The sequence below is a fragment of the Rhizobium sp. IBUN genome (assembly GCF_000510625.1).
GTDB lineage: Bacteria > Pseudomonadota > Alphaproteobacteria > Rhizobiales > Rhizobiaceae > Rhizobium > Rhizobium altiplani.
The window spans coordinates 107,293-126,406 of the sequence record NZ_AZNV01000001.1; the positions used below are offsets into that span (position 1 = coordinate 107,293).

The 19,114-nt window shown below is 59.7% G+C and carries 17 protein-coding genes; 2 read left to right on the forward strand and 15 right to left on the reverse strand.

Annotated elements, in window-relative coordinates; all coding sequences use genetic code 11:
• Nucleotides 1-117: 117 nt before the first annotated feature.
• The 10 genes from RHIBUN_RS0100450 to RHIBUN_RS0100495 form a co-directional block, all read right to left on the reverse strand.
• Nucleotides 118-312: a hypothetical protein gene (locus RHIBUN_RS0100450; protein ID WP_025657966.1), complete on the reverse strand. Its 195-nt coding sequence runs from the start codon at nucleotides 310-312 to the stop codon at nucleotides 118-120.
• Nucleotides 313-471: 159 nt separating this feature from the next.
• Nucleotides 472-1,221: an ABC transporter ATP-binding protein gene (locus RHIBUN_RS0100455; protein WP_025657967.1), complete on the reverse strand. Its 750-nt coding sequence runs from the start codon at nucleotides 1,219-1,221 to the stop codon at nucleotides 472-474.
• Entirely contained in the window at nucleotides 1,218-2,051 is an 834-nt protein-coding gene (locus RHIBUN_RS0100460) for an ABC transporter ATP-binding protein (protein ID WP_025657968.1), read from the reverse strand. The genes RHIBUN_RS0100455 and RHIBUN_RS0100460 overlap by 4 nt, the downstream gene beginning before the upstream one ends.
• On the reverse strand, nucleotides 2,048-2,983 hold the full coding sequence (locus RHIBUN_RS0100465; protein WP_025657969.1) for an ABC transporter permease: 936 nt from the start codon (nucleotides 2,981-2,983) through the stop codon (nucleotides 2,048-2,050). The genes RHIBUN_RS0100460 and RHIBUN_RS0100465 overlap by 4 nt, the downstream gene beginning before the upstream one ends.
• A complete protein-coding gene (locus tag RHIBUN_RS0100470) occupies nucleotides 2,980-4,047 on the reverse strand; it encodes an ABC transporter permease (RefSeq protein WP_025657970.1) in 1,068 nt (355 codons plus the stop codon). The genes RHIBUN_RS0100465 and RHIBUN_RS0100470 overlap by 4 nt, the downstream gene beginning before the upstream one ends.
• A gap of 18 nt (nucleotides 4,048-4,065) precedes the next feature.
• Nucleotides 4,066-5,709 (reverse strand): ABC transporter substrate-binding protein, encoded by a 1,644-nt coding sequence (locus tag RHIBUN_RS0100475; RefSeq protein ID WP_025657971.1) that lies wholly within the window; start codon nucleotides 5,707-5,709, stop codon nucleotides 4,066-4,068.
• Nucleotides 5,710-5,758: 49 nt separating this feature from the next.
• Nucleotides 5,759-6,817, reverse strand: coding sequence for a dipeptidase (locus RHIBUN_RS0100480; RefSeq protein WP_025657972.1), 1,059 nt, complete (start codon nucleotides 6,815-6,817; stop codon nucleotides 5,759-5,761).
• A gap of 158 nt (nucleotides 6,818-6,975) precedes the next feature.
• A complete protein-coding gene (locus tag RHIBUN_RS0100485; protein ID WP_018858914.1) occupies nucleotides 6,976-8,001 on the reverse strand; it encodes an ABC transporter permease in 1,026 nt (341 codons plus the stop codon).
• Nucleotides 8,002-8,032: 31 nt separating this feature from the next.
• Nucleotides 8,033-9,574: a sugar ABC transporter ATP-binding protein gene (locus tag RHIBUN_RS0100490; RefSeq protein WP_025657973.1), complete on the reverse strand. Its 1,542-nt coding sequence runs from the start codon at nucleotides 9,572-9,574 to the stop codon at nucleotides 8,033-8,035.
• 72 nt (nucleotides 9,575-9,646) lie between these two features.
• The gene (locus RHIBUN_RS0100495) at nucleotides 9,647-10,576 is read right to left on the reverse strand and encodes a sugar ABC transporter substrate-binding protein (protein WP_025657974.1); all 930 of its coding nucleotides are present in this window, start codon (nucleotides 10,574-10,576) and stop codon (nucleotides 9,647-9,649) included.
• A gap of 327 nt (nucleotides 10,577-10,903) precedes the next feature.
• Here RHIBUN_RS0100495 and RHIBUN_RS0100500 point away from each other — a divergent pair, with 327 nt between their 5' ends.
• Entirely contained in the window at nucleotides 10,904-11,413 is a 510-nt protein-coding gene (locus RHIBUN_RS0100500; protein ID WP_025657975.1) for a DUF1993 domain-containing protein, read from the forward strand.
• Nucleotides 11,414-11,419: 6 nt separating this feature from the next.
• Here RHIBUN_RS0100500 and RHIBUN_RS0100505 read toward each other — a convergent pair whose 3' ends face one another.
• Together RHIBUN_RS0100505 and galE are read right to left on the reverse strand one after the other, a co-directional pair.
• Entirely contained in the window at nucleotides 11,420-12,937 is a 1,518-nt protein-coding gene (locus RHIBUN_RS0100505; RefSeq protein ID WP_025657976.1) for an alkaline phosphatase family protein, read from the reverse strand.
• 9 nt (nucleotides 12,938-12,946) lie between these two features.
• Nucleotides 12,947-13,930, reverse strand: coding sequence for a UDP-glucose 4-epimerase GalE (galE, locus tag RHIBUN_RS0100510; RefSeq protein WP_025657977.1), 984 nt, complete (start codon nucleotides 13,928-13,930; stop codon nucleotides 12,947-12,949).
• Between the two features lie 346 nt (nucleotides 13,931-14,276).
• Here galE and RHIBUN_RS0100515 point away from each other — a divergent pair, with 346 nt between their 5' ends.
• Entirely contained in the window at nucleotides 14,277-15,059 is a 783-nt protein-coding gene (locus RHIBUN_RS0100515) for a class I SAM-dependent methyltransferase (protein WP_025657978.1), read from the forward strand.
• A 6-nt stretch (nucleotides 15,060-15,065) separates the two neighbouring features.
• On the opposite strand, the gene RHIBUN_RS0100520 is transcribed toward RHIBUN_RS0100515, so the two are convergent.
• From RHIBUN_RS0100520 to kdpC, 3 genes are read right to left on the reverse strand one after another with little or no spacing between them, the layout of a single operon-like run.
• Nucleotides 15,066-15,770 (reverse strand): response regulator transcription factor, encoded by a 705-nt coding sequence (locus RHIBUN_RS0100520; RefSeq protein ID WP_025657979.1) that lies wholly within the window; start codon nucleotides 15,768-15,770, stop codon nucleotides 15,066-15,068.
• Nucleotides 15,767-18,475 carry a sensor histidine kinase KdpD gene (locus tag RHIBUN_RS0100525; RefSeq protein WP_025657980.1) on the reverse strand — a complete coding sequence of 903 codons (2,709 nt, stop codon included), beginning with the start codon at nucleotides 18,473-18,475 and terminating at the stop codon, nucleotides 15,767-15,769. Before RHIBUN_RS0100525 ends, RHIBUN_RS0100520 begins: the two co-directional genes overlap by 4 nt.
• A gap of 60 nt (nucleotides 18,476-18,535) precedes the next feature.
• On the reverse strand, nucleotides 18,536-19,105 hold the full coding sequence (kdpC, locus tag RHIBUN_RS0100530) for a potassium-transporting ATPase subunit KdpC (RefSeq protein WP_025657981.1): 570 nt from the start codon (nucleotides 19,103-19,105) through the stop codon (nucleotides 18,536-18,538).
• Between the last annotated feature and the right edge of the window lie 9 nt (nucleotides 19,106-19,114).

Sequence of the window (19,114 nt, forward strand, 5' to 3'; positions counted from 1 at the left end):
TGCCTCCGTTTTCTCCGCTTTTCTTTTTATAGATCGTATTTTCGTATTTTCTCTATCTGATAAGTAGAGATAAAATTCTGTCCTGCCAGGAGTCGTTAAAAAATCCGCCTCTGGTGATTAGACGAGGGTTCGCCAAGCCCAAAGCAAGGAACGGTCCTCTATTGCACCCGGGTGCGGCTTGACCGTTGCCACCTGTGTTTCCAGAAGCCGCCGATCCTTCTCCGCGGGAATGGATGTCGTGGTTGCAGCTTCTCTATCGGTCTTGGCCGGGGGGTGCAGGTATCCCATGGTCATGCCGCCGAGAAAAAACATGCCTGATCTCCATGATCACGAAAATTAACGGGGGTTAACGGGATCATGACAGAAGTAAGGCGAGTGTCAATAGTCTAGTTGAATGGTCGTGTTTTAGCTGATTGTTAACGCTGAGGCTCAGCGAGCGTCAGCGAAATCAATTGTTGAAGGGATTGCCTTTCAGGCTTTGACGAAGCCCTTGCTGGCAATCATCAAATTTCGCGTGTAGTCCTCCGTCACGGCCGCCTGTGCCAGCTGAGCTGAGGTTAGGCGCTCGACGACGGTCCCGTTTCGCATCACAGCAAGGCGATCGCACATATGGGTGACGACGCCAAGATCATGGCTGACCATAACGAAGGTCAGATTGCGATCACGCCGCACTTGTTCGAGGAGGTTCAGAACCTCGGCTTGCACGGAAGCGTCAAGCGCCGAGGTCGGCTCATCAAGCAAAAGGATGGAGGGCTCGACAATCAACGCACGGGCGATCGCGACGCGTTGGCGCTGACCGCCGGAAAGCTGGTGCGGGTAGCGGAAGCGGAAGCCGTTTCCAAGTCCGACCTCGTCGAGGGCGCGCGCGATCCGCGTGTCGCTGTCGCTGATGCCATGGATTGCCAGCGGCTCGAGCAGGAGGCGATCGATGGCCTGGCGCGGGTGCAGGGATCCGTACGGGTCCTGGAAGACCATCTGCACCTGCCTGTAAAAGGCCTTCGACCGTTTCGTGCCGACGAGCAGATCGCCATGGATCTTGATGGAACCGCTTGCTACCGGCGCCAGGCCGGCAACGGCACGGAGCAGCGTCGACTTTCCGGATCCGGATTCGCCGACCAGGCCGAATGACTCGCCGGTCTCGATATCGACGCTGACGTCCTTCAGGGCGTGGAAGTGATCATAGATCACGCTCAACTTGTCGACCGAAAGTGCAATGCTCATGCGGCCCACTCCGGCTTGCGATCCAAAACCGGCAGAGGATGCCTATTTTCTCCGATTTGCGGCATGCAGTTCAACAGGCCCTGCGTGTACGGGTGGCGCGCATTCTTGAGATCGGATGCCTTGAGTTCCTCGACGACCTTGCCGGCATACATAACAATGACGCGGTCGCAGAAGGAGGACACAAGACGCAGATCGTGAGACACGAAGATCAGCCCCATGCCGCGCTCCGACACAAGTCGGTCCATAATCCTGAGGACGTCGAGCTGAACCGTGACATCCAGTGCGGAGGTCGGTTCGTCGGCAATCAACAGTTCCGGATCGGCAATCAGCATCATGGCGATCATGGCGCGCTGACCCATGCCGCCGGAGACCTCGTGCGGATAGAGGTCGAACACTCGCTTCGGATCACGGATCTGCACGGCCTCCAACATGGCGAGAGCGCGATCGCGCGCCTCCGCCTTGCCGACTTTCTCGTGCGTCCTCAGCGTTTCGCAAATCTGCCGGCCGATCGACATGACGGGATCGAGTGAATATTTCGGATCCTGCAGGACCATCGCGATGCGCTTGCCGCGCAGTTGCCGACGTTGCTTGGCGGATGTGGCGAGAAGATCGATGCCGTTGAAATCCAGCTTGTCGGCCGACACGATGCCGTGCTTCGGCGTCAGGCCCATAATGGCGCGCCCCGTCTGGGACTTGCCGGAACCAGATTCGCCGACGATGCCGAGGCGTTCCTTGCCAAGGGTAAACGAGACGCCGCGAACGGCTTCGATCACGCCCGTACGTGTGGGATAGCTGACCTTGAGGTTTTGAACGGTGAGGAGATCGGTCATTGGCCGCTCTCCTTGGGGTCGAGCGCATCGCGCAGGCCGTCGCCGAGAAGATTGAAGCCGAGGCTGACGATGAGAATCGCAAAGCCCGGCATGGCTGCCACCCACCACTGGTCCAGGATGAAACGCCGGCCAGACGCGATCATTGCGCCCCATTCCGGAAGCGGGGGCTGCGCGCCGAGACCGAGGAAACCGAGACCGGCGGCTGTCAGGATGATGCCAGCCATATCGAGCGTCACGCGCACGATGAGTGAGGACAGGCAGAGCGGCATCACATGCCGGACCACAATCCGCAGAGGTGATGCGCCCATCAGCTTGACCGCGGAGATGTAGTCAGAGCGACGAACGGTCAGCGTTTCCGCGCGTGCAATGCGAGCGTAGGGCGGCCAAGACGTAATCGCAATCGCGATGATCGCGTTCTGGATACCAGGTCCGAGCGCCGCAACGAAGGCGAGGGCCAGAACCAGCTTGGGGAAAGCCAGGAAGATATCGGTGATGCGCATCAGCGTGGCGTCGACCCAGCCGCCAGCGTAGCCCGACACCGTACCGACGATCAGACCGATCGGCGCCGAGATGGCAGCAACGAGAACGACGACCAGCAACGTCAAGCGGGCGCCATAGACAAGGCGCGAATAGATATCACGGCCCTGGTCGTCTGTGCCAAGCCAGTAGCCCTCAGAGCCGGGCGGCAGCAGCCGCGCATTCTTCAGGTCGCCAACGATAGGCGAATGGGTTGCCAGCACGTTCGCAAACGCAGCCACGAACAGGAGGGCGATGATGATCAGCAAACCGACGACGGCCAGGCGATTTGCGGTGAACTGGCGCCAGGTCACGTAGGCTCGGCCCAATCGCGCCTGTCTGCGCGACCGCGGCCGATCGGAAAGCAGCCACTCGCGGCGGCTCATCGGCGCTGATTGATTTGCGGGAACCGTCATCGGCTTCGGGTCCTAGGGTCAAGCGTCCGATAAAGAAGATCGGACAAAAGGTTGATGCCGATGAAAACCGTGCCGATGACGATGGTGCCACCGAGAACAGCGTTCATGTCGGCGTTCTGAAGGGAATTCGTGATGTAGAGCCCGATGCCCGGCCAGGAGAAAACCGTCTCTGTCAGCACCGAACCCTCGAGCAGACCGGCGTAGGAAAGCGCGATGACGGTGACGAGCGGCACGGCGGCGTTGCGAAGTGCATGGCCCCAGATCACTCGGGTCTCCGACAACCCCTTGGCGCGTGCGGCAACCACATATTCCTGGCTGAGCTCATTGAGCATGAAGCTGCGCGTCATGCGGCTGATATAGGCAAGCGAAAAGTATCCGAGCAACGAGGCGGGCAGAATGATGTGGCGGAAGACGTCATAGAAGACGTCCCACTGTCCCTGCATGGCGCTGTCGATCAGATAAAAGCCGGTTACCGGCGTAAAGCTGTACTCGAATACGATATCGATGCGGCCCGGGAAGGCCACCCATCGCAATTGCGCGTAGAAGATCACAAGCGAGATCAGCGCAAGCCAGAAGATCGGGACGGAATAACCGATCAGACCGATGACGCGGACAACCTGGTCGGCGACGCTGCCGCGTCGAACGGCAGCCAGCACGCCGAGCGGCACGCCGATGACCGAGCCGATGATGGTCCCGAGCGTCGCGAGCTCGATCGTTGCAGGAAACACGCGCTTAATGTCGACCATGACGGGATTGGTGGTCAGGACGGAGGTCCCGAAGTCACCCGACAGAATGCTCTTCAGATAAATGTAGAACTGCTGGTAGAGCGGCAGGTCGAAACCGAGCTCGCGACGGACGCGCTCGACGACATGCGTGGGCGCACGATCACCGAGAATGGCAAGGACGGGATCGATCGGTACGACGCGGCCGATGAAAAAGGTTACGGCCAGAAGGCCAAGATAAGTCGTGACGGCGGCGACAAGAAATCGCCCGACCGCCTTGGCAATGGGAACAGCACGGCCCTGTTTGGGCCGTGCCTCCATCTTTGTTTCAACGATGCTCAACGGATCAATCCTGCCGGATCATTCCTTGCCGACCGGGCCGACATAGTTGGTGTCGAAGCTCGGGCCGAGCTTGAAGTCCTTGAGGCTCTTGCGGGCGCCTGCCACTTCGATCTGCTGGAAGATGATCACGAAGGGGCTGTTGGCGAGGAACTTCTTCTGGATGTCCTCGTACATGGCTGCGCGCTTCGCGCCGTCACGTTCCAGCAGTGCAGCCTTCGTTTCCTTGTCGAGCTCGGGTGCTTCCCAGGTGTTGCGCCATGCGAGCGTCTTGACGGTACCGGCGTCCGAGTTGTCCGGGTTTGTGGTGAAGGTATCGGCATTCGAGTTCGGATCGAAATAGTCCGAGCCCCACTGGCCAATGTACATGTCGTGGGTACGCGCGCGGAACTTCGTCAGGGTCTGCTTTCCGTCGCCGGGGATGATTTCCATCTTGACGCCAGCCTGGGCGAGCGACTGCTGCATGGATTCGGCAATACCCGTTACCGGCTGCGTATTGCGAACGTCCATCGTCACCGAGAAGCCGTCCTTCAGGCCAGCCTTCGCCAGCAGTTCCTTGGCCTTGGCCACATCGAGCTTATACGGTTTCTCATCCAGCGCACCGAGCTGGCCTTTCGGCAGGAAGGTCTGGTGGATTTCGCCGATGCCCTTGATCAGCGTCGAACCAATCGCGTCATAGTCGACGAGGTACTTGAAGGCTTCCTGGACTTCCGGCTTCTTCAGGTTTTCGTTCTTGGAGTTCAGGCTGACGTAATAGACCGTACCCTTCGGAGCGCTGACGGTCGTCAGATCGGCGTTCTTGGCGACTGCATCGAGATCGCCGGGCTCCAGGTTGCGGGCGGTGTCGATATCGCCGGCTTCCAGCGCCAGGCGCTGCGCCGAGCTTTCCTTCATGAAGCGATAGATGACGCGATTGAGCTTCGCCTTGTCGCCGTAGTAGTTGTCATTGCGCTCCATCACGACAACTTCATTGGCGCGCCACTCGCGCAGCTTGAAAACGCCCGAGCCCGCGTAACCGGTCTTCAGCCATTCGTTGCCGAAGTCGTTGTCATATTTGTAATCAGCGCTCGGCGTCACGGACTTGACGTGATCCATAACGAGCTTCTTGTCGACAACAGAGGCAACGGTTGCCGTCAAGCAGTTCAGCACGAAGCTCGGCGCATACGGCTTGTCGACGGTAAAGACGAAGGTGTTTTCATCCGTCGCCTTCGCCTTTTCGGTGACGTTGTCGCCATTGATGCCGAACTGGGTGATGATGAAGGCGGGGCTCTTGTCGAGCTTCACGGCGCGCTCGAAGGACCACGCGACGTCGTCAGCAGTGATCGGGTTACCGGAGGCAAACTTCAGACCGGGCTTGAGCTTGAAGGTGTAGGTCAGGCCATCATCCGATACCGTCCAGCTGTCGGCGAGGTCGCCCTTGACCTTGGACGTGTCGTTCATGTCAAGACGGACGAGCAGGCTGTAGGTGTTGCTCGTGACTTCGGCCGTCGACAGCTCGAACGCCTCGCCCGGATCCATGGTGATGATGTCGTCGAAGGCAAAGCCTTCAACCAGCGTGTCCTTCGGCGTTTCCGCGAAAGCGGCCGGTGCAACTGCCATCATGATCGACAGAGCAGCGCCTGCCGAAAGTTGACGGAATGTGCGGTTGAATTTGCTGACTATCATGGTTTTTGGTTCCCCTGTTTTCCATTTCAATGCAAAGCTTTAGGCGGGCTCAGGCGTTTTCTTCTCCCCACGCCGAAGCCAGAATCCTCAGCCAGTTCCCGCTGGCCAATTTTTCGAGATCTCGCGCACCATAGCCAACGCGCTGGAGGGCGGCAATCAGCTTCTGGTTCCCTGCGGCGTCCCCGATTTCCTCGGGGATCGTCGCGCCGTCAAAGTCCGAACCGAGCGCCACACAGTCGATGCCGACGCGCTCCACGAGGTAGTCGATGTGGCGCACCATATCGCTCAGCGGCGTATCGCCATCGGAGCGACCGTCGCTGCGCAGCATCGCGGTCGCGTAGTTCACGCCGACGAGGCCGCGGCTTTCCCTGATGGCGTCGAGCTGCTTGTCGGTGAGGTTGCGGGCGACTGGCGTCAACGCGTGTGCGTTGGAATGGCTGGCAACGAGCGGCTGATCGGTCGTCTTGGCGACGTCCCAAAAGCCCTTCTCGGTGATGTGCGCCAGATCGATCAGGATGCCGAGGCGGTTGCATTCGCGCACGAGGGCAAAGCCTGCCTCGGTGAGACCGGGCGCGGTGTCCGGGGACATGGGGAAGGCGAAGGGCACGCCGTGGCCGAAGATATTGTGGCGGCTCCATACCGGTCCCAGCGAACGCAGGCCGGCGGCATAAAATACTTCGAGCGCCGCCAGGTCCGGTCCGATGGCCTCGCAGCCTTCCATGTGCATCACGGCCGCGAAGAGCCCGTCAGCCATGGCCTTGCGGATATCCTTTACCGTGCGGCAGAGGCGCCAGGCACCGGCGCGGTCCAGGCGCAGTGCGATAGCAGCCATTTCTGCGGCGATGTTCAGCGAGGACAGCGGCTCGAGGGGTGCAGCGAGCGGCGTGACGTAGTGGCCGTTCTTGTCGGGATCGGCAAAAACGAGATCGCCGGACGGCACGTAGATTGCGCAGAGGCCACCGGCCAGTCCGCCAGCCTTGGCGCGCGGGCCATCTATGTGGCCCAAATCTGTTCCGTTTGAAAATTCAGCGACTGGATCGCCGCCATCCCTTTCATGTGTCCAAAGCCGAAGGAGGACGTCGTTATGGCCGTCGAATACGAATTGCATCTGCGTTCCTGTGTGCCCGGGCGGGCGATATGAAGAGCGCAGAATAGAAAAGCTGGCAGAATACGCCACCTCTTTTTTCAGAAATTTTGCTGTTCCGCAGCAATAGTTAGCAGAAACAAAAAACGGGAGCCGAGGCTCCCGTTCCGAAGGGTTTTTCGTCAGTGCTTGGCGCGCTTCTTTTGGCGGTAGACGTCGATCACGACGGCGGCCACGATGATCAGGCCTTTGACGATCTCCTGGTAGTAGGCATCGACCCTCAAGAAGGTGAAGCCAGAGGTCATCACGCCAAGAATGATCGTACCGATAACCGTGCCGGTGATGCGGCCGACGCCGCCGGTCAGAGACGTACCGCCGATGACAGCCGCGGCAATAGCGTCCAGTTCGTACATGACGCCCATGCCAGCTTGCGCAGTCTGGGCGCGGGCTGCCGTAACGACGCCCGCAAGGCCTGCAAGGAGACCGGCAATGGCGTAAACTTTGATCAGGTGAGCTTCGATATTGATACCGGAAACGCGCGCAGCCTGCACGTTGGCACCGATCGCATAGGTGAACTTGCCGTAGCGCGTATAGCGGAGCGCAATGTGGAAGATCAGTGCCACGACCAGAAAGACGATGACGGGCCAGATGCCGGTGCCGATGAAATTGAACTGTTCGGTGAGCCCCGAAACCGGCTGGCCCTTGGTGTACCACTTCGAAATGCCGCGTGCCGAAACCATCATGCCGAGCGTGGCGATGAATGGCGGGATCTTGGTCTTTGCAATCAGCTGCCCGTTGATAAAGCCAGCCGCTAGGCCGATGAGGAGGCCGACGCCGATCGGGATGAAGAATGGCAGGTCGGTCAGCGAAGGATAGAGCGCCCGTGGCCAGGTCGATGCCTGCGCGAAGCTTGCCGCAATCATCGCCGTCATGCCGACGACGGAGCCGGATGAGAGGTCGATGCCGCCGGTAATGATCACCTGCGTCACGCCCACCGAGATGATGCCGATGACGGAGACCTGAAGGATCATGATCGTCAGGCGCTGCGAATTGAACAGAAAGCTCTGGCCGATGAAGATCCAGCCGAGAATTTCATAGACAAGTGCAATGCCGACCAGGACAAGGAAAATGCTGAGCTCGGGCGGGACACGCCGCCTGCGCGCGCGCGTTGCAAGCGGGGCTGCTACCTCAGCTGCGTTGGTATTCATGATATCCTCCCTTCGGTTGCCGGAGGCCGCGTTACTGCGCGGCAAGCTCCATCACCTTGATCTGCGTTGCTTCGTCGCGATTGAGAAAACCGGTCACCCGACCCTCGTGCATCACCATGATGCGGTCGCTCATGCCCAGCACTTCGGGCATTTCCGACGAGATCATGAGCACCGCCACTCCGTTTTTCGCCATCTCGGTCACCAGGCGATGGATTTCAGCCTTCGCGCCGACGTCGATGCCACGGGTCGGCTCGTCGAGAATGAGGATTTTCGGATTCGTCAGCAGCCAGCGACCGATCAGAACCTTCTGCTGATTGCCGCCGGACAGGTTTTCCACGCGCTCATCGAGGTTGGGCGTCTTCACTCGGAGTTTCTTGGCCATGTCCTCGCAGGTCGCCTCGATCGAGCTTTCCTGCACAAAGCCCCCCTTGACGAACCTGTCCTGGAGAACGGCGATCTGCATGTTCTCGAGAACGCTGAGGATCAGCAGACAGCCCGTGTCTTTGCGATCCTCAGTCAGGAACGCCATGTGGTTCCGGATTGCGACGGTCGGCGAGGCGATCGCCGTCTTCTTGCCGAAGAGTTCGATCGTGCCCGATGTTGCGGGCGTCACGCCGAACAAGGTCTCGGCGACGTTTGATCGGCCTGAGCCGACAAGGCCGGCCACGCCGAGGATTTCGCCCGATCGCACGTCAAAGGAAACGTCACGGAAGACGTCGTTGAGCGACAGGTTCTTGACCGAGAGGACGACGTCGCCGATCGGCACGTCCTCTTTCGGGAACATCTGGGTGATCTCGCGGCCGACCATCATGCGGATGATGTCATCGCGGGTGACATCTGTTGATGCATGAGTGCCGATATAGCGGCCATCGCGGAACACCGAGAACTCGTCGGCAATCTCGAACAGCTCGTTCATCTTGTGTGTGATGTAGACGATGCCGATTCCCTGAGATCTGAGGTCGCGAATGATCCGAAAGAGGTGTTCGACCTCGCGCTCGGTCAGCGCCGACGTTGGTTCGTCCATGATCAGGACGTCGGAATTATAGGAGACAGCCTTGGCGATCTCGACCATCTGCCGGCTGGCGACGGAAAGTTCGCGGACTTGGATCTCCGGGTCGATGTCGATGTTCAGCCGGCGAAACAGCTCGTCGGTCTGGCGGAACATGGCTGCGTGGTCGACAAAGCCAAACTTGTTCGTTGGCTCGCGACGGATCCAGATGTTCTCGGCGACGGTCATATAGGGCATCAGGTTCAGCTCCTGATGAATCATCGCAATGCCATTTTCCAAGGCGTCGAGCGGCGATTTGAGCTGGATCTCAACGCCCTTGAGGCGTACTTCGCCCTTGTCAGGAATATAGATGCCGGCGAGGATTTTCATCAGTGTCGACTTGCCGGCGCCGTTTTCGCCCATCAAGGCATGCACGGTGCCGCGCCTCAGCCGGAACTGAACATCATCAAGTGCGACAACGCCCGGGAACTCCTTCCGGACACCTTCGGCGCTCAACAGGTATTCCGCATTCGGAACAGCGCCGCTCTGGCGCACTGCGGCCATTGTAGACGGGCTGACAACCATCTCATCTCCTCCCGGACACGGACTGAGGGAAGGAATGCGGAACCCTGTCCCGCATCCCGATTTCTCCGAACGTTAGTTCTTCGCGACGAAGTCCTTGACGTTCTCAGGCGTGACGAGCTGGAAAGGAATGTAAACCTTCTTCTCTATCTTTTCGCCCTTCGCGAGCTTCAGGGCCGCATCAAGCGCGCCCTTGCCCTGCCCTGCGGCATCCTGGAAGACCGTCACATCGAGATCACCGGCCTGCATCGCGGCGAGTGCGTCCTGCGTTGCGTCAACGCCGCCGATCACGATCTTGCTGAGGTCCTTGCCGGCCGCCTTGAGGGCCTGAATGGCGCCGATCGCCATTTCGTCGTTGTTCGAAATGACGGCATCGAACTCGAGACCGCTGGAGAGCCAGTTGGTCAGAAGGTCGGACCCCTGAGTACGGGACCAGTTGGCCGTCTGCTCTTCGATGATCTGGATGCCCTTGCATTCGTCCGTCGCAATGACGTCATGGACGTCCTTGGTGCGCATGCGTGCAGCCTGGTTGGAGAGTTCGCCCATCATGACAACGGCCTTACCCTTGCCTCCCAACAGGCGGCAAACTTCCTTGGCTTCAAGCGTACCGGATTCCTGCTCGTTCGAAGCGACGAAGGCCTGTTTATCCGGAAGGCTGTCGACGTTGACCGGTTCGCGGTTGACGTAAACGAGCGGAATGCCGGCATCAGCCGCGATTTTCGACATGGCGGCGGTAGCGTCGGTGTCGACCGGATTGACGATGATCGCGTCAACCTTGGATGCGATGAAGTTCTGGATCTGGCTCTGCTGCTTCGCGACGTCGTTCTGGGCGTCTTCAACCTGCAGCGTCACGCCCTTCAGGGTCTTGGAATAGTCCTGCATCCCGTTTCGCAGGACGGTCAGGAAGTTGTCGTCAAACAGCGCCATCGAGACGCCAACGGTTTCAGCGTGAGCGGCCGTCGACAGGACGAGCGCCATGGCAGTACCCATGATAAATTTCTTCATTTTGTTTTCCTCCACAAAGCGGTGTCCGGCTGCACCCTCCTCACGCCGGAGCTTCGGGCCATGCCCGTAAGCCAGTATCTTGTTCGCTGCGTGCCATCTCCCGTTGGCCATCCGTCAAGAAACGGAACAAACGAACCGTGAAATTTGTATCACGGAATATTCATTCCATTTTCTATGGGAGGCGTCAAGTCCAATTGAAGGATGAGGCCGCCGGCGCTTGGCGAAAATCTCGCCAAGATAGCTGCCAGGCACTGAAAAGCGCGATGTCGATGACTATATTGGCCGCGCCAGCGGCAGCAGTTTCGCTGCCCTTCCAAGGAGAAACTGATGCCGATCTCGATGTATCGATCAACCGTTCCCGTCTTCCAACGTGGCCTTGAGACGTTGAAGACCTATCTCGACAAAGCCGAGGCCTTCGCCAAAGAAAAAGGCATCGATGGCGCGGATCTCGTTGCGGCGCGGCTATCTTCGGACATGCTGCCGTTTGCAGGCCAGTATCAGCGCGCGACCGACAGCGCCAAGTTGGCGATTGCGCGACTGACCGCCAGCGAGGCTCCGAAATTCGAGGATAACGAAGCGACGATCGCCGAGTTGCGTGCGCGTGTTACCAAGACAGAAGCCTACCTTGCGGCCGTTGTGCCGGCTGCACTCGAGGGAACGGAAACGCGTGAGATCACTCTGTCTCCAGGAGGCAACAAGATCACGTTCCGCGGCGACGAGTATGTCATGACCTTCGCGCTGCCGAACTTCTTCTTCCATATTGCGACGGCTCACGCGATCCTGCGCAACCAGGGCGTTCCGGTCGGCAAGATGGACTATCTCGGTCGCTTCGCGTGACGAAGCTCAGGGCCGGTGCTTGACCGGCCCTTTCTCGGTAAGTTCGGTGAAGGCTAGCGTCTGATCCAGATGGCGGGCACGCAGCGAGAGAAGTTTCTCGGCATAGGAAAGCCGCACCGGCAGATAGGCTTCGTCTGACGCGAGATTGTTCAATTCCATCGGATCAGCCTGCAGATCGAAAAGGAGCGGTGGCAGTGCTGTGAAATGCACGTATTTGAAGCGCTCATCCCTGATGACGGCAAGATTGCATTCGTTCGACCGCAATCCGAAATGAGTTTCCGGCTCCTGCGTGGCGATATCGCGGAAGTCAAATTCCCAGAAGGCTGCTTCGCGCCAATTTCCCGGCTCGCGCCGCATGAGCGGCAGGAGCGATTGTCCGTCCACACCATTCTCCGGCTCGATATTCAGGCGGTCGCACAATGTCGGGAAGATGTCTGCCGCGGACGTAAACCGCTCGACAACGCTGCCCCGCGTGGCGGCCTGCGGGTCGCGGATGACAAGCGGGATATGATAGCTGCCGTCGAAGAAGCCGCCCTTGCCGAGCGTCCAGTGATCGCCCGCCATCTCGGCGTGGTCGGAGGTGAAGATGATCAGCGTGTTATCCCAGGCCCTGGCTTCCTTCAATGCGCTCCAAACACGCCCGAGCTGCGCGTCGACCTCGGCAATCATGCCATAATAGATGGCGCGGATCGCGCCGAAGTCGCTGTCTTCCCAGTCGTTGACGCGACCGGCTGCGCCGTAGATGAAGTTACCCTTCCTTGCCCTCGGCATGGCATAGGACAGGTAAGGATGTGCGCTCTGTTCTATTTCATGGTTTTTCGCCCGGGCGAAATGCGGACCGTCCTCCGGGCTGAACAGGTCGTTGTATGGAGGCGGGGCCGAAAATGGCGGATGGGGACGCAGGAACGAAACATGCGCGAACCAAGGCGCATCTTGCTCGCCCAGCCAGCGGATAAACTCTCCTGCGAGAAACGCCGTCTGCGTCTCGTCCTTCGAATAGGCTGTTGCCGCGTTCGAGATCTCGCCGCGCCGCGCGCCAACAGGAATGTGGATGTCGCGGGTATGCGCTTCAGCGTGCCCCCGCGAGCGCAACCAGGAGAGCCATTGCTTTTCATGTTCGGGAAGGAGTTGCCGGGCCGTGAAACCGGGCAACAATCCCTCATAGGTCGTCAGATGCGGGTCGTTTTGATCCAGGCCGCGGGGGTCGGGTGCGGTGTCGGTGTAACCGAACAGCGTCGGATCATAGCCCGCCCGCCGCGCCGCCAACGCCAGATTGTCAAATCGGGCATCGAGGGGTGAGCCGTTCCGGCAAACCCGGTGGTTCATCTGATAGAGACCGGTGTAGAGCGTGGCTCGTGCCGGCGAACATGGAGCGGCGCCGGCGTAGTGGCGTGCAAACAATACGCCTACCGCCGCCAGCGCATCTATGTTCGGCGTCCTGACGCAGGCATGCCCGGTCGCTGACAGACAATCACCACGCCACTGGTCCGCGGTGATCAGGAGAATGTTCGGTCGACCGGTCATGGTTGCATTTTAGTGTTGGTTTGATTTTGCGTGCCAGTTCCACGCCGATCGGATGATCTGAGACAAATCATACTGCGGCGTCCAACCGAGAATCTCCCGCGCCTTGTCGTTGTTGGCAACCAGCGTGTGCGAGTCGCCTTCTCGGCGGCCGGCATATTCCACAGGAAACGGACGCTCGGAGACGCGCTCGATGGTGCCGAGTAACTCCTTCACGGTCGTCCCGGTGCCGGTGCCGAGGTTGAGAGCAACCGACTCGCCGCCGCGCAACAGATGCTCGACGGCGCGGACATGGGCATCGGCGAGGTCGAGGACGTGGATGTAATCGCGGACGCAGGTGCCGTCGCGCGTCTCGTAGTCGGTTCCGAACACCTTGAAGCCTTCGCGGCGGCCAAGGGCGGCGTCGATCGCCAACGGTATGGCGTGCGTTTCCGGCTGGTGCCACTCGCCGATCCTGCCTTCGAAATCGGCCCCGGCAGCGTTGAAATAGCGAAGCACGACCGATCGGAAGCCCGTGTACTTGTCGTAGTCGGCAAGCGCCTGCTCGACGATGTACTTCGTGCGGCCGTACGGATTGATCGGCACCTGACGATGCGTCTCGTCGAGCGGCACGCTCTGCGGCAAGCCATAGGTCGCGCAGGTCGACGAGAAGACGAATGCCTTGACGCCAGCCGCCTGGGCAGCGGCCAGGACCGTCAGTGTGCCGATGACGTTGTTCTCGTAGAAGGCAACCGGATCTTTGACCGATTCGCCGACTTCGATGAGCGCGGCAAAGTGCAAGATGGCGGCTGGCTTGTGCGTTGCCAGGACCTCGTCAAGGCGCGCCCGATCCCTGATATCCCCTTCTTCCGCGGGTCCCCACTTTACAAACTCGCGGTGACCGTTTGAGAAATTGTCGAAAACGACCGGTTTGAAGCCCTTGTTCGCAAGATCGAGACACGTGTGCGAGCCAATATACCCAGCGCCGCCAACGACCAGAACCGTTTCACCTGCCATGCACCACCTTCAATTCTCGTTTCGGATGAAGAGAAGACTTAAGGCAGGTCGATGGCAAGAAAAAGAAAGAAACGAACGGGGGAGGGACGCTGGCCTCGTTTTGTCGACGATGGCATTAGCAAATTGATCGCGCAAAGCTTTTCAGGCGCGATCGACTGTTCGGCAATGCTCGACACGACAATATTTTTAAATAGAACAGCAGACCCCTTTTGATCATTCCTGCAACCAAGCGTATCTATAAATACTGCTTTCGCATGATTTTAAATAGAATTGACTTCTCTTCGTGATTTCTGCAAGAAATTGTCTTCTTCGGTGCCTCTGTTGATGAATCTGGAAGCACAGTTCAATGAATTCATCGATAAGAAAATTCATCTTCCATGATCTTCAGGCGATTGAAGGATACATTGATCCGCCTGACGCGCTGGTATTTCTTGCCGTTCTGCGGGCACAGCAATCAGCATCCTTGCAAGGTGGCTTGGCCGAGATCGGCGTTTACTACGGCCGATCCTACTTCCTGATGCGAAAGATCTGCGGAGAGGCCGAGAAGATCGTGGCGATCGATCCCTTCGATATCCTGAAACCCGAGCACGGCGCGACGCAATATGACCGTTTCGTGGCGGGTGGCCGCCAACTGGGCCTTTCCGTGGATGCAGAGCGCGTCGTCAAGAGCGACAGCACGCTGCTCAGGCCGGAGGACATCATTGAAAGGGCCGGCAAGGTCCGCCTTTTCAGTATCGACGGCGGCCACATGCTGCACCACGTCGCGGCCGACAGTCGTCTTGCTGCCGGGTCGCTTGCGGAGCATGGGATCATCGTCTTCGACGATACCTTCAATCCCGCCTGGCCGGAGGTCACGGTCGGGGTGACCGATTTCCTGCGTGAAGAGGCCGGCCGCTTCTCGGTTTTCTGCCTGACGAAATACAAGACCTATGTCTGCCGCAACGCTTTCCACGCATTCTACTCGCATTCGATCATGACTTCACAGGAGCTGAAGGCGTTCGATCACATAGAGACGGATTTCCTCGGTTCGACGGCGATCCGGTTGCACAATCCGATGCGCCGCCGCATCGCTCATGAAGTGATGGTCGGATTGGGCATGCGCGCACTGTCGGAGCGCGCTTACCGATAGGCCGATTCAGGCTGCTGGCGGATCCGCTTCTTTCAGCCTGTATCCGACGCCGGTTTCAGTCGTGATGTATTGGGGCTGGTCCGGGCTCTGCTCCATCTTTTGGCGCAGCTGTCGCACGTAGACACGCAGGTATTGTACGTCGGCAGCGGGCCCCCAGATCTGCTTCAACAGAAACTGGTGGGTGAGGACCTTTCCTGCGTGCTGGGCGAGGACCCGCAGAATGTCGTATTCCTTCGGCGAGAGCTTGATTTCCCTGCCGTCGATCTTGACGATGCGCTTGACGAGGTCAATCGACAGGCCACCAGCCTGAAAGATCGCCCGCTCACCCTGCTGCTGCAAGCGATGACGCAAGGCGACACGCAGCCGGGCTCCGAGCTCGTTCATGCCGAATGGCTTCGTCAGATAGTCATCCGCTCCCGCTTCGAGCGCCTTGACGATGCCGGTTTCATCGGTCCGGCTGGAAAGGATCACGATCGGCAAGGCAAGGCCCGCGCCTCTCCATTCCTGAAGCAGTTCATGGCCCGACTTGTCCGGCAGGCCAAGGTCGAGCACGATCAGATCCGGTGGATCATCCTTCGCTGCCTGCAGCGCCGCCACGCCGTTTGGCGCTTCGTGCACCTCGTAGCCTTGTGCGGTGAGGCCAACGCGAAGCAGCTTGCGGATTGGAGGCTCGTCGTCCACGACGAGGATTTTTACGGCTGAACCGGTCATTTTAGCTCATCCAATTTCGGAATCTCGTTTGGTTTTGGAAGACGGATGGTGAAGACAGCACCCGAACCATCGGAGCGGTTTCGGGCCGTGATCGTGCCGCCCATCGCCTCGACAAAGCCGCGACAGATGGACAGGCCAAGGCCCGTTCCCGCGCGAACCTGGTCCCCTTTGCTTACCCGATAGAATGTATCGAAGACGCGGTCCAAGTCCGCCGGCGGAATGCCCGGACCCTCGTCTGAAACCTCAATCACAACATTGTATTCGTCCGCCCGCCCATCGATACGGATCGACGACCCCTGCGGCGCATACTTGGCCGCATTGTCGAGCAAATTGAACAGCACCTGTTCAAACAATACCGGATCGACGCGGATCATCGGCAGATCTGCAGGAATCGTCATGACGGTCTTGTGGTGCGCGAGAATTTTCTCGGCGCGGCGCAACGCGCTTCCGGCAATGTCACCCGGGTAGTGAAGCGCATAGTTCGGTTCCATTGCACCGGACTCGATCTTCGTCATGTCAAGCAGGTTGGCAATAAAGCGGTTGAGCCGTTCCGACTCGTCGACGACGGTCGACAACAGATCCAGACGATCTTCAACCGACATGGAATCGCGGTAATCGCGCAGAGTGCCCGCAGCGCCAAGGATGGCCGCGAGCGGCGTCTTCAGGTCGTGCGAGATCGAGGTCAGGAGCGCAGAGCGCAGACGATCGGCCTCGGCAGCCAGCTTGGCGCGGTCAACGTCCGCCACGAGTTGAATGCGCTCTATCGCAAGCGCCGCCTGATCGGCCAATGCGTCGAGAAGGCGTTGCTGCTCGGGGGTCAGCAGAGGGCCGTCGCGTCGGTCATTGTCCAGGCCGATGACACCGACGGCGGCACGACCGGTTCGCAGCGGTACATAGAGCCTCTTGGCACCGGGCAGGGTATCGGCGCCACGGCCTGCGGCGTGATTGTGCTCCCAGGCCCAACGGGCGGCGGCAATGTCTGCCTCGTCGAGTGTGTCATCCGGCGGATAACCGGCCTTGACGGCGATGGTGCCTTCTTCCGGCAGTAGAAGGACAACGCGGACCTTGAGCATCGATGCCAGCTGGAATGCGGTGGCCCAGAGAACGTCGTCGAGCGTGCCGGTGCCGGCCAATTTCTTGGAAAAGAGGTAGAGGTCTTCCGTCGTCCTGGCACGCTGCCGGGCAGCAGCCGCCTGGCGTTGGACCGTTGCCGTCAGGTTGCTGGCGATGACAGCGACGCCCAGGAAGAAGAACAACGCAAGCACGCTCTCCGGATCGCTGATCGTCAGCGTGTAGCGGGGCGGCAGGAAGAAGAAGTTAAAGGACAGCGCGCTGATGATGCAGGTATAGAGCGCTGGGCGCAGCCCGTGGATGACCGCCGAGGTTAGCACCGCCATCAAGAACACGAGGGCAAGGTTGCGGACATCAAGAACCTGATCGAGCACCACGCCGGCGATGAGCGCGACAACCACATAGGCTGTCGCGGAGAGATAGGGCTGGATGTTGAAGTCGGGCACGGACGGTGCGGCTCCGACGCCGCGCGCGGATGTTCCCACCGTCTCGCTGCCGGAAATCACATGGACGCTGATATTGCCTGACGTCCGGATCAGATCGTCGGCTATGGAGCGGTGAAGCCAGTCACGCCACGTCGGCTTGTTGGGGGCGCCGATGACGATGTGGGTAACGTTGTTGGCTGCGGCGTGGCGGACCAGCTCTTCGGAGACCTCACGGCCGGGAATGGTGATCGCCTCACCGCCGAGCTGTTCGGCCAATCGAAGTGTGGCCGCAATTGTGTCACGGTCGGTTTCAGTCAGATTGATGGAACGACCGGTCTCGACATAGACGGCCGCCCACGGTGCCCGCAGTCGCGAGGCCATTCGCGAGGCATAGCGTACCAGCGAGGCCGAGCGTGGATGCTGATCAACCGATACAAGGACCCTCTCACCTGCGGCCCAGGGACCAGCGATGGCATGCGCCTGCATGTGGGTCAGGAGTTGGTCGTCGACACGCTGCGCGGTCTTGCGCAATGCCAGTTCGCGCAGCGCAGTCAGGTTTCCGGGCGTGAAATAATTGGTCAGAGCCCGTTCGGCAGTCTTCGGAACATAGACCTTTCCGTCGTGCAGCCGCTTGATCAGATCATCCGGCGTCAGGTCGATGATCTCGACGTCATCGGCCATATCGATGATCGAATCCGGGACGGTCTCTCGCACTCGGATGCGGGTAATCTGCGAGACGACGTCGTTCAGGCTCTCGACGTGCTGGATGTTCAGTGTCGAATAGACGTCTATGCCGCGGTCAAGCAGCTCCTTCACGTCGAGATAGCGCTTCGGATGGCGGCTGCCCTCGGCGTTCGTATGGGCAAGTTCGTCGACGAGGACGAGGCGCGGTTGGCGGGCGAGGATAGCGTCGATATCCATCTCCTCAAGCGGGCGGCCCTTGTAGTCGATCTTGACGCGCGGAATGACTTCAAAGCCATTGACGAGCGCTTGCGTTTCCTTGCGCCCGTGGGTCTCGACGATGCCGATCACCACGTCAACGCCATCGGACATCTTGGCACGGCCCGATTCCAGCATCTCGTAGGTCTTGCCGACGCCGGGCGCGGCGCCCAGGAAGATCTTCAGACGGCCACGTGTCTCCTGGCGCGCTTTCTCTAGCAGCGCGTCGGGCGAGGGCCTTCCAACCTTGTCGCGGTTGTCTTCCGGCATGCGTGTCAATCTTTCTGAAGAGCAAGCCCCGGTGCGCGCAGACGCCCGGGGCCTTCAATTTTACTGAGAGATAGAAGCATCAAGAGACTGATTCAATGCCAGAACATTGACCGTGCGTTCACCGAGGAACCCAAGTTCGGGGTGATTGACGGCGGCATCGACAATCGTCTTGAGCTTTGCCTCATCCATGCCGCGCGCCTTGGCGACGCGCGGTATCTGGAAGTAGGCGGCTTCGGGTGAGATGTGCGGATCAAGGCCGCTGCCGGAAGCCGTCACGAGATCGATCGGCACCTCCACATTCGGGTTGGTCGCCTTGGCTGCTTCGTAGTCAGTCTTCACGCGATCGATGAGCTTCTGACTGGTTGGGCCGAGGTTCGAACCGCTGGAGCTGGCGGCATTGTAGCCGTCGCCGGCTGCCGAGGGACGGCCGTGGAAGTAGTTCTCGCCGGTGAAGGCCTGGCCGATCAGGGTCGAGCCGATCACGTGGCCGTCCTTCTCGATCAGGCTGCCATTGGCTTGCGACGGGAAGAGTGCCTGCGCAGCGCCCGTCATTGCGAGCGGATAGAGCAGTCCGGTGATGGCGGTGGTGGCAACGATCATTACTATTGCCGGACGAAGTTCTTTCAACATGATGTCAAC

Coding starts and splice junctions, on each gene's coding strand:
- RHIBUN_RS0100450 (WP_025657966.1), bottom strand. CDS start 312: ATGTTTTTTCTCGGCGGCATGACCATGGGATACCTGCACCCCCCGGCC.
- RHIBUN_RS0100455 (WP_025657967.1), bottom strand. CDS start 1,221: ATGAGCATTGCACTTTCGGTCGACAAGTTGAGCGTGATCTATGATCAC.
- RHIBUN_RS0100460 (WP_025657968.1), bottom strand. CDS start 2,051: ATGACCGATCTCCTCACCGTTCAAAACCTCAAGGTCAGCTATCCCACA.
- RHIBUN_RS0100465 (WP_025657969.1), bottom strand. CDS start 2,983: ATGACGGTTCCCGCAAATCAATCAGCGCCGATGAGCCGCCGCGAGTGG.
- RHIBUN_RS0100475 (WP_025657971.1), bottom strand. CDS start 5,709: ATGATAGTCAGCAAATTCAACCGCACATTCCGTCAACTTTCGGCAGGC.
- RHIBUN_RS0100480 (WP_025657972.1), bottom strand. CDS start 6,817: ATGCAATTCGTATTCGACGGCCATAACGACGTCCTCCTTCGGCTTTGG.
- RHIBUN_RS0100485 (WP_018858914.1), bottom strand. CDS start 8,001: ATGAATACCAACGCAGCTGAGGTAGCAGCCCCGCTTGCAACGCGCGCG.
- RHIBUN_RS0100490 (WP_025657973.1), bottom strand. CDS start 9,574: ATGGTTGTCAGCCCGTCTACAATGGCCGCAGTGCGCCAGAGCGGCGCT.
- RHIBUN_RS0100495 (WP_025657974.1), bottom strand. CDS start 10,576: ATGAAGAAATTTATCATGGGTACTGCCATGGCGCTCGTCCTGTCGACG.
- RHIBUN_RS0100500 (WP_025657975.1), top strand. CDS start 10,904: ATGCCGATCTCGATGTATCGATCAACCGTTCCCGTCTTCCAACGTGGC.
- RHIBUN_RS0100505 (WP_025657976.1), bottom strand. CDS start 12,937: ATGACCGGTCGACCGAACATTCTCCTGATCACCGCGGACCAGTGGCGT.
- galE (WP_025657977.1), bottom strand. CDS start 13,930: ATGGCAGGTGAAACGGTTCTGGTCGTTGGCGGCGCTGGGTATATTGGC.
- RHIBUN_RS0100515 (WP_025657978.1), top strand. CDS start 14,277: ATGAATTCATCGATAAGAAAATTCATCTTCCATGATCTTCAGGCGATT.
- RHIBUN_RS0100520 (WP_025657979.1), bottom strand. CDS start 15,770: ATGACCGGTTCAGCCGTAAAAATCCTCGTCGTGGACGACGAGCCTCCA.
- RHIBUN_RS0100525 (WP_025657980.1), bottom strand. CDS start 18,475: ATGCCGGAAGACAACCGCGACAAGGTTGGAAGGCCCTCGCCCGACGCG.
- kdpC (WP_025657981.1), bottom strand. CDS start 19,105: ATGTTGAAAGAACTTCGTCCGGCAATAGTAATGATCGTTGCCACCACC.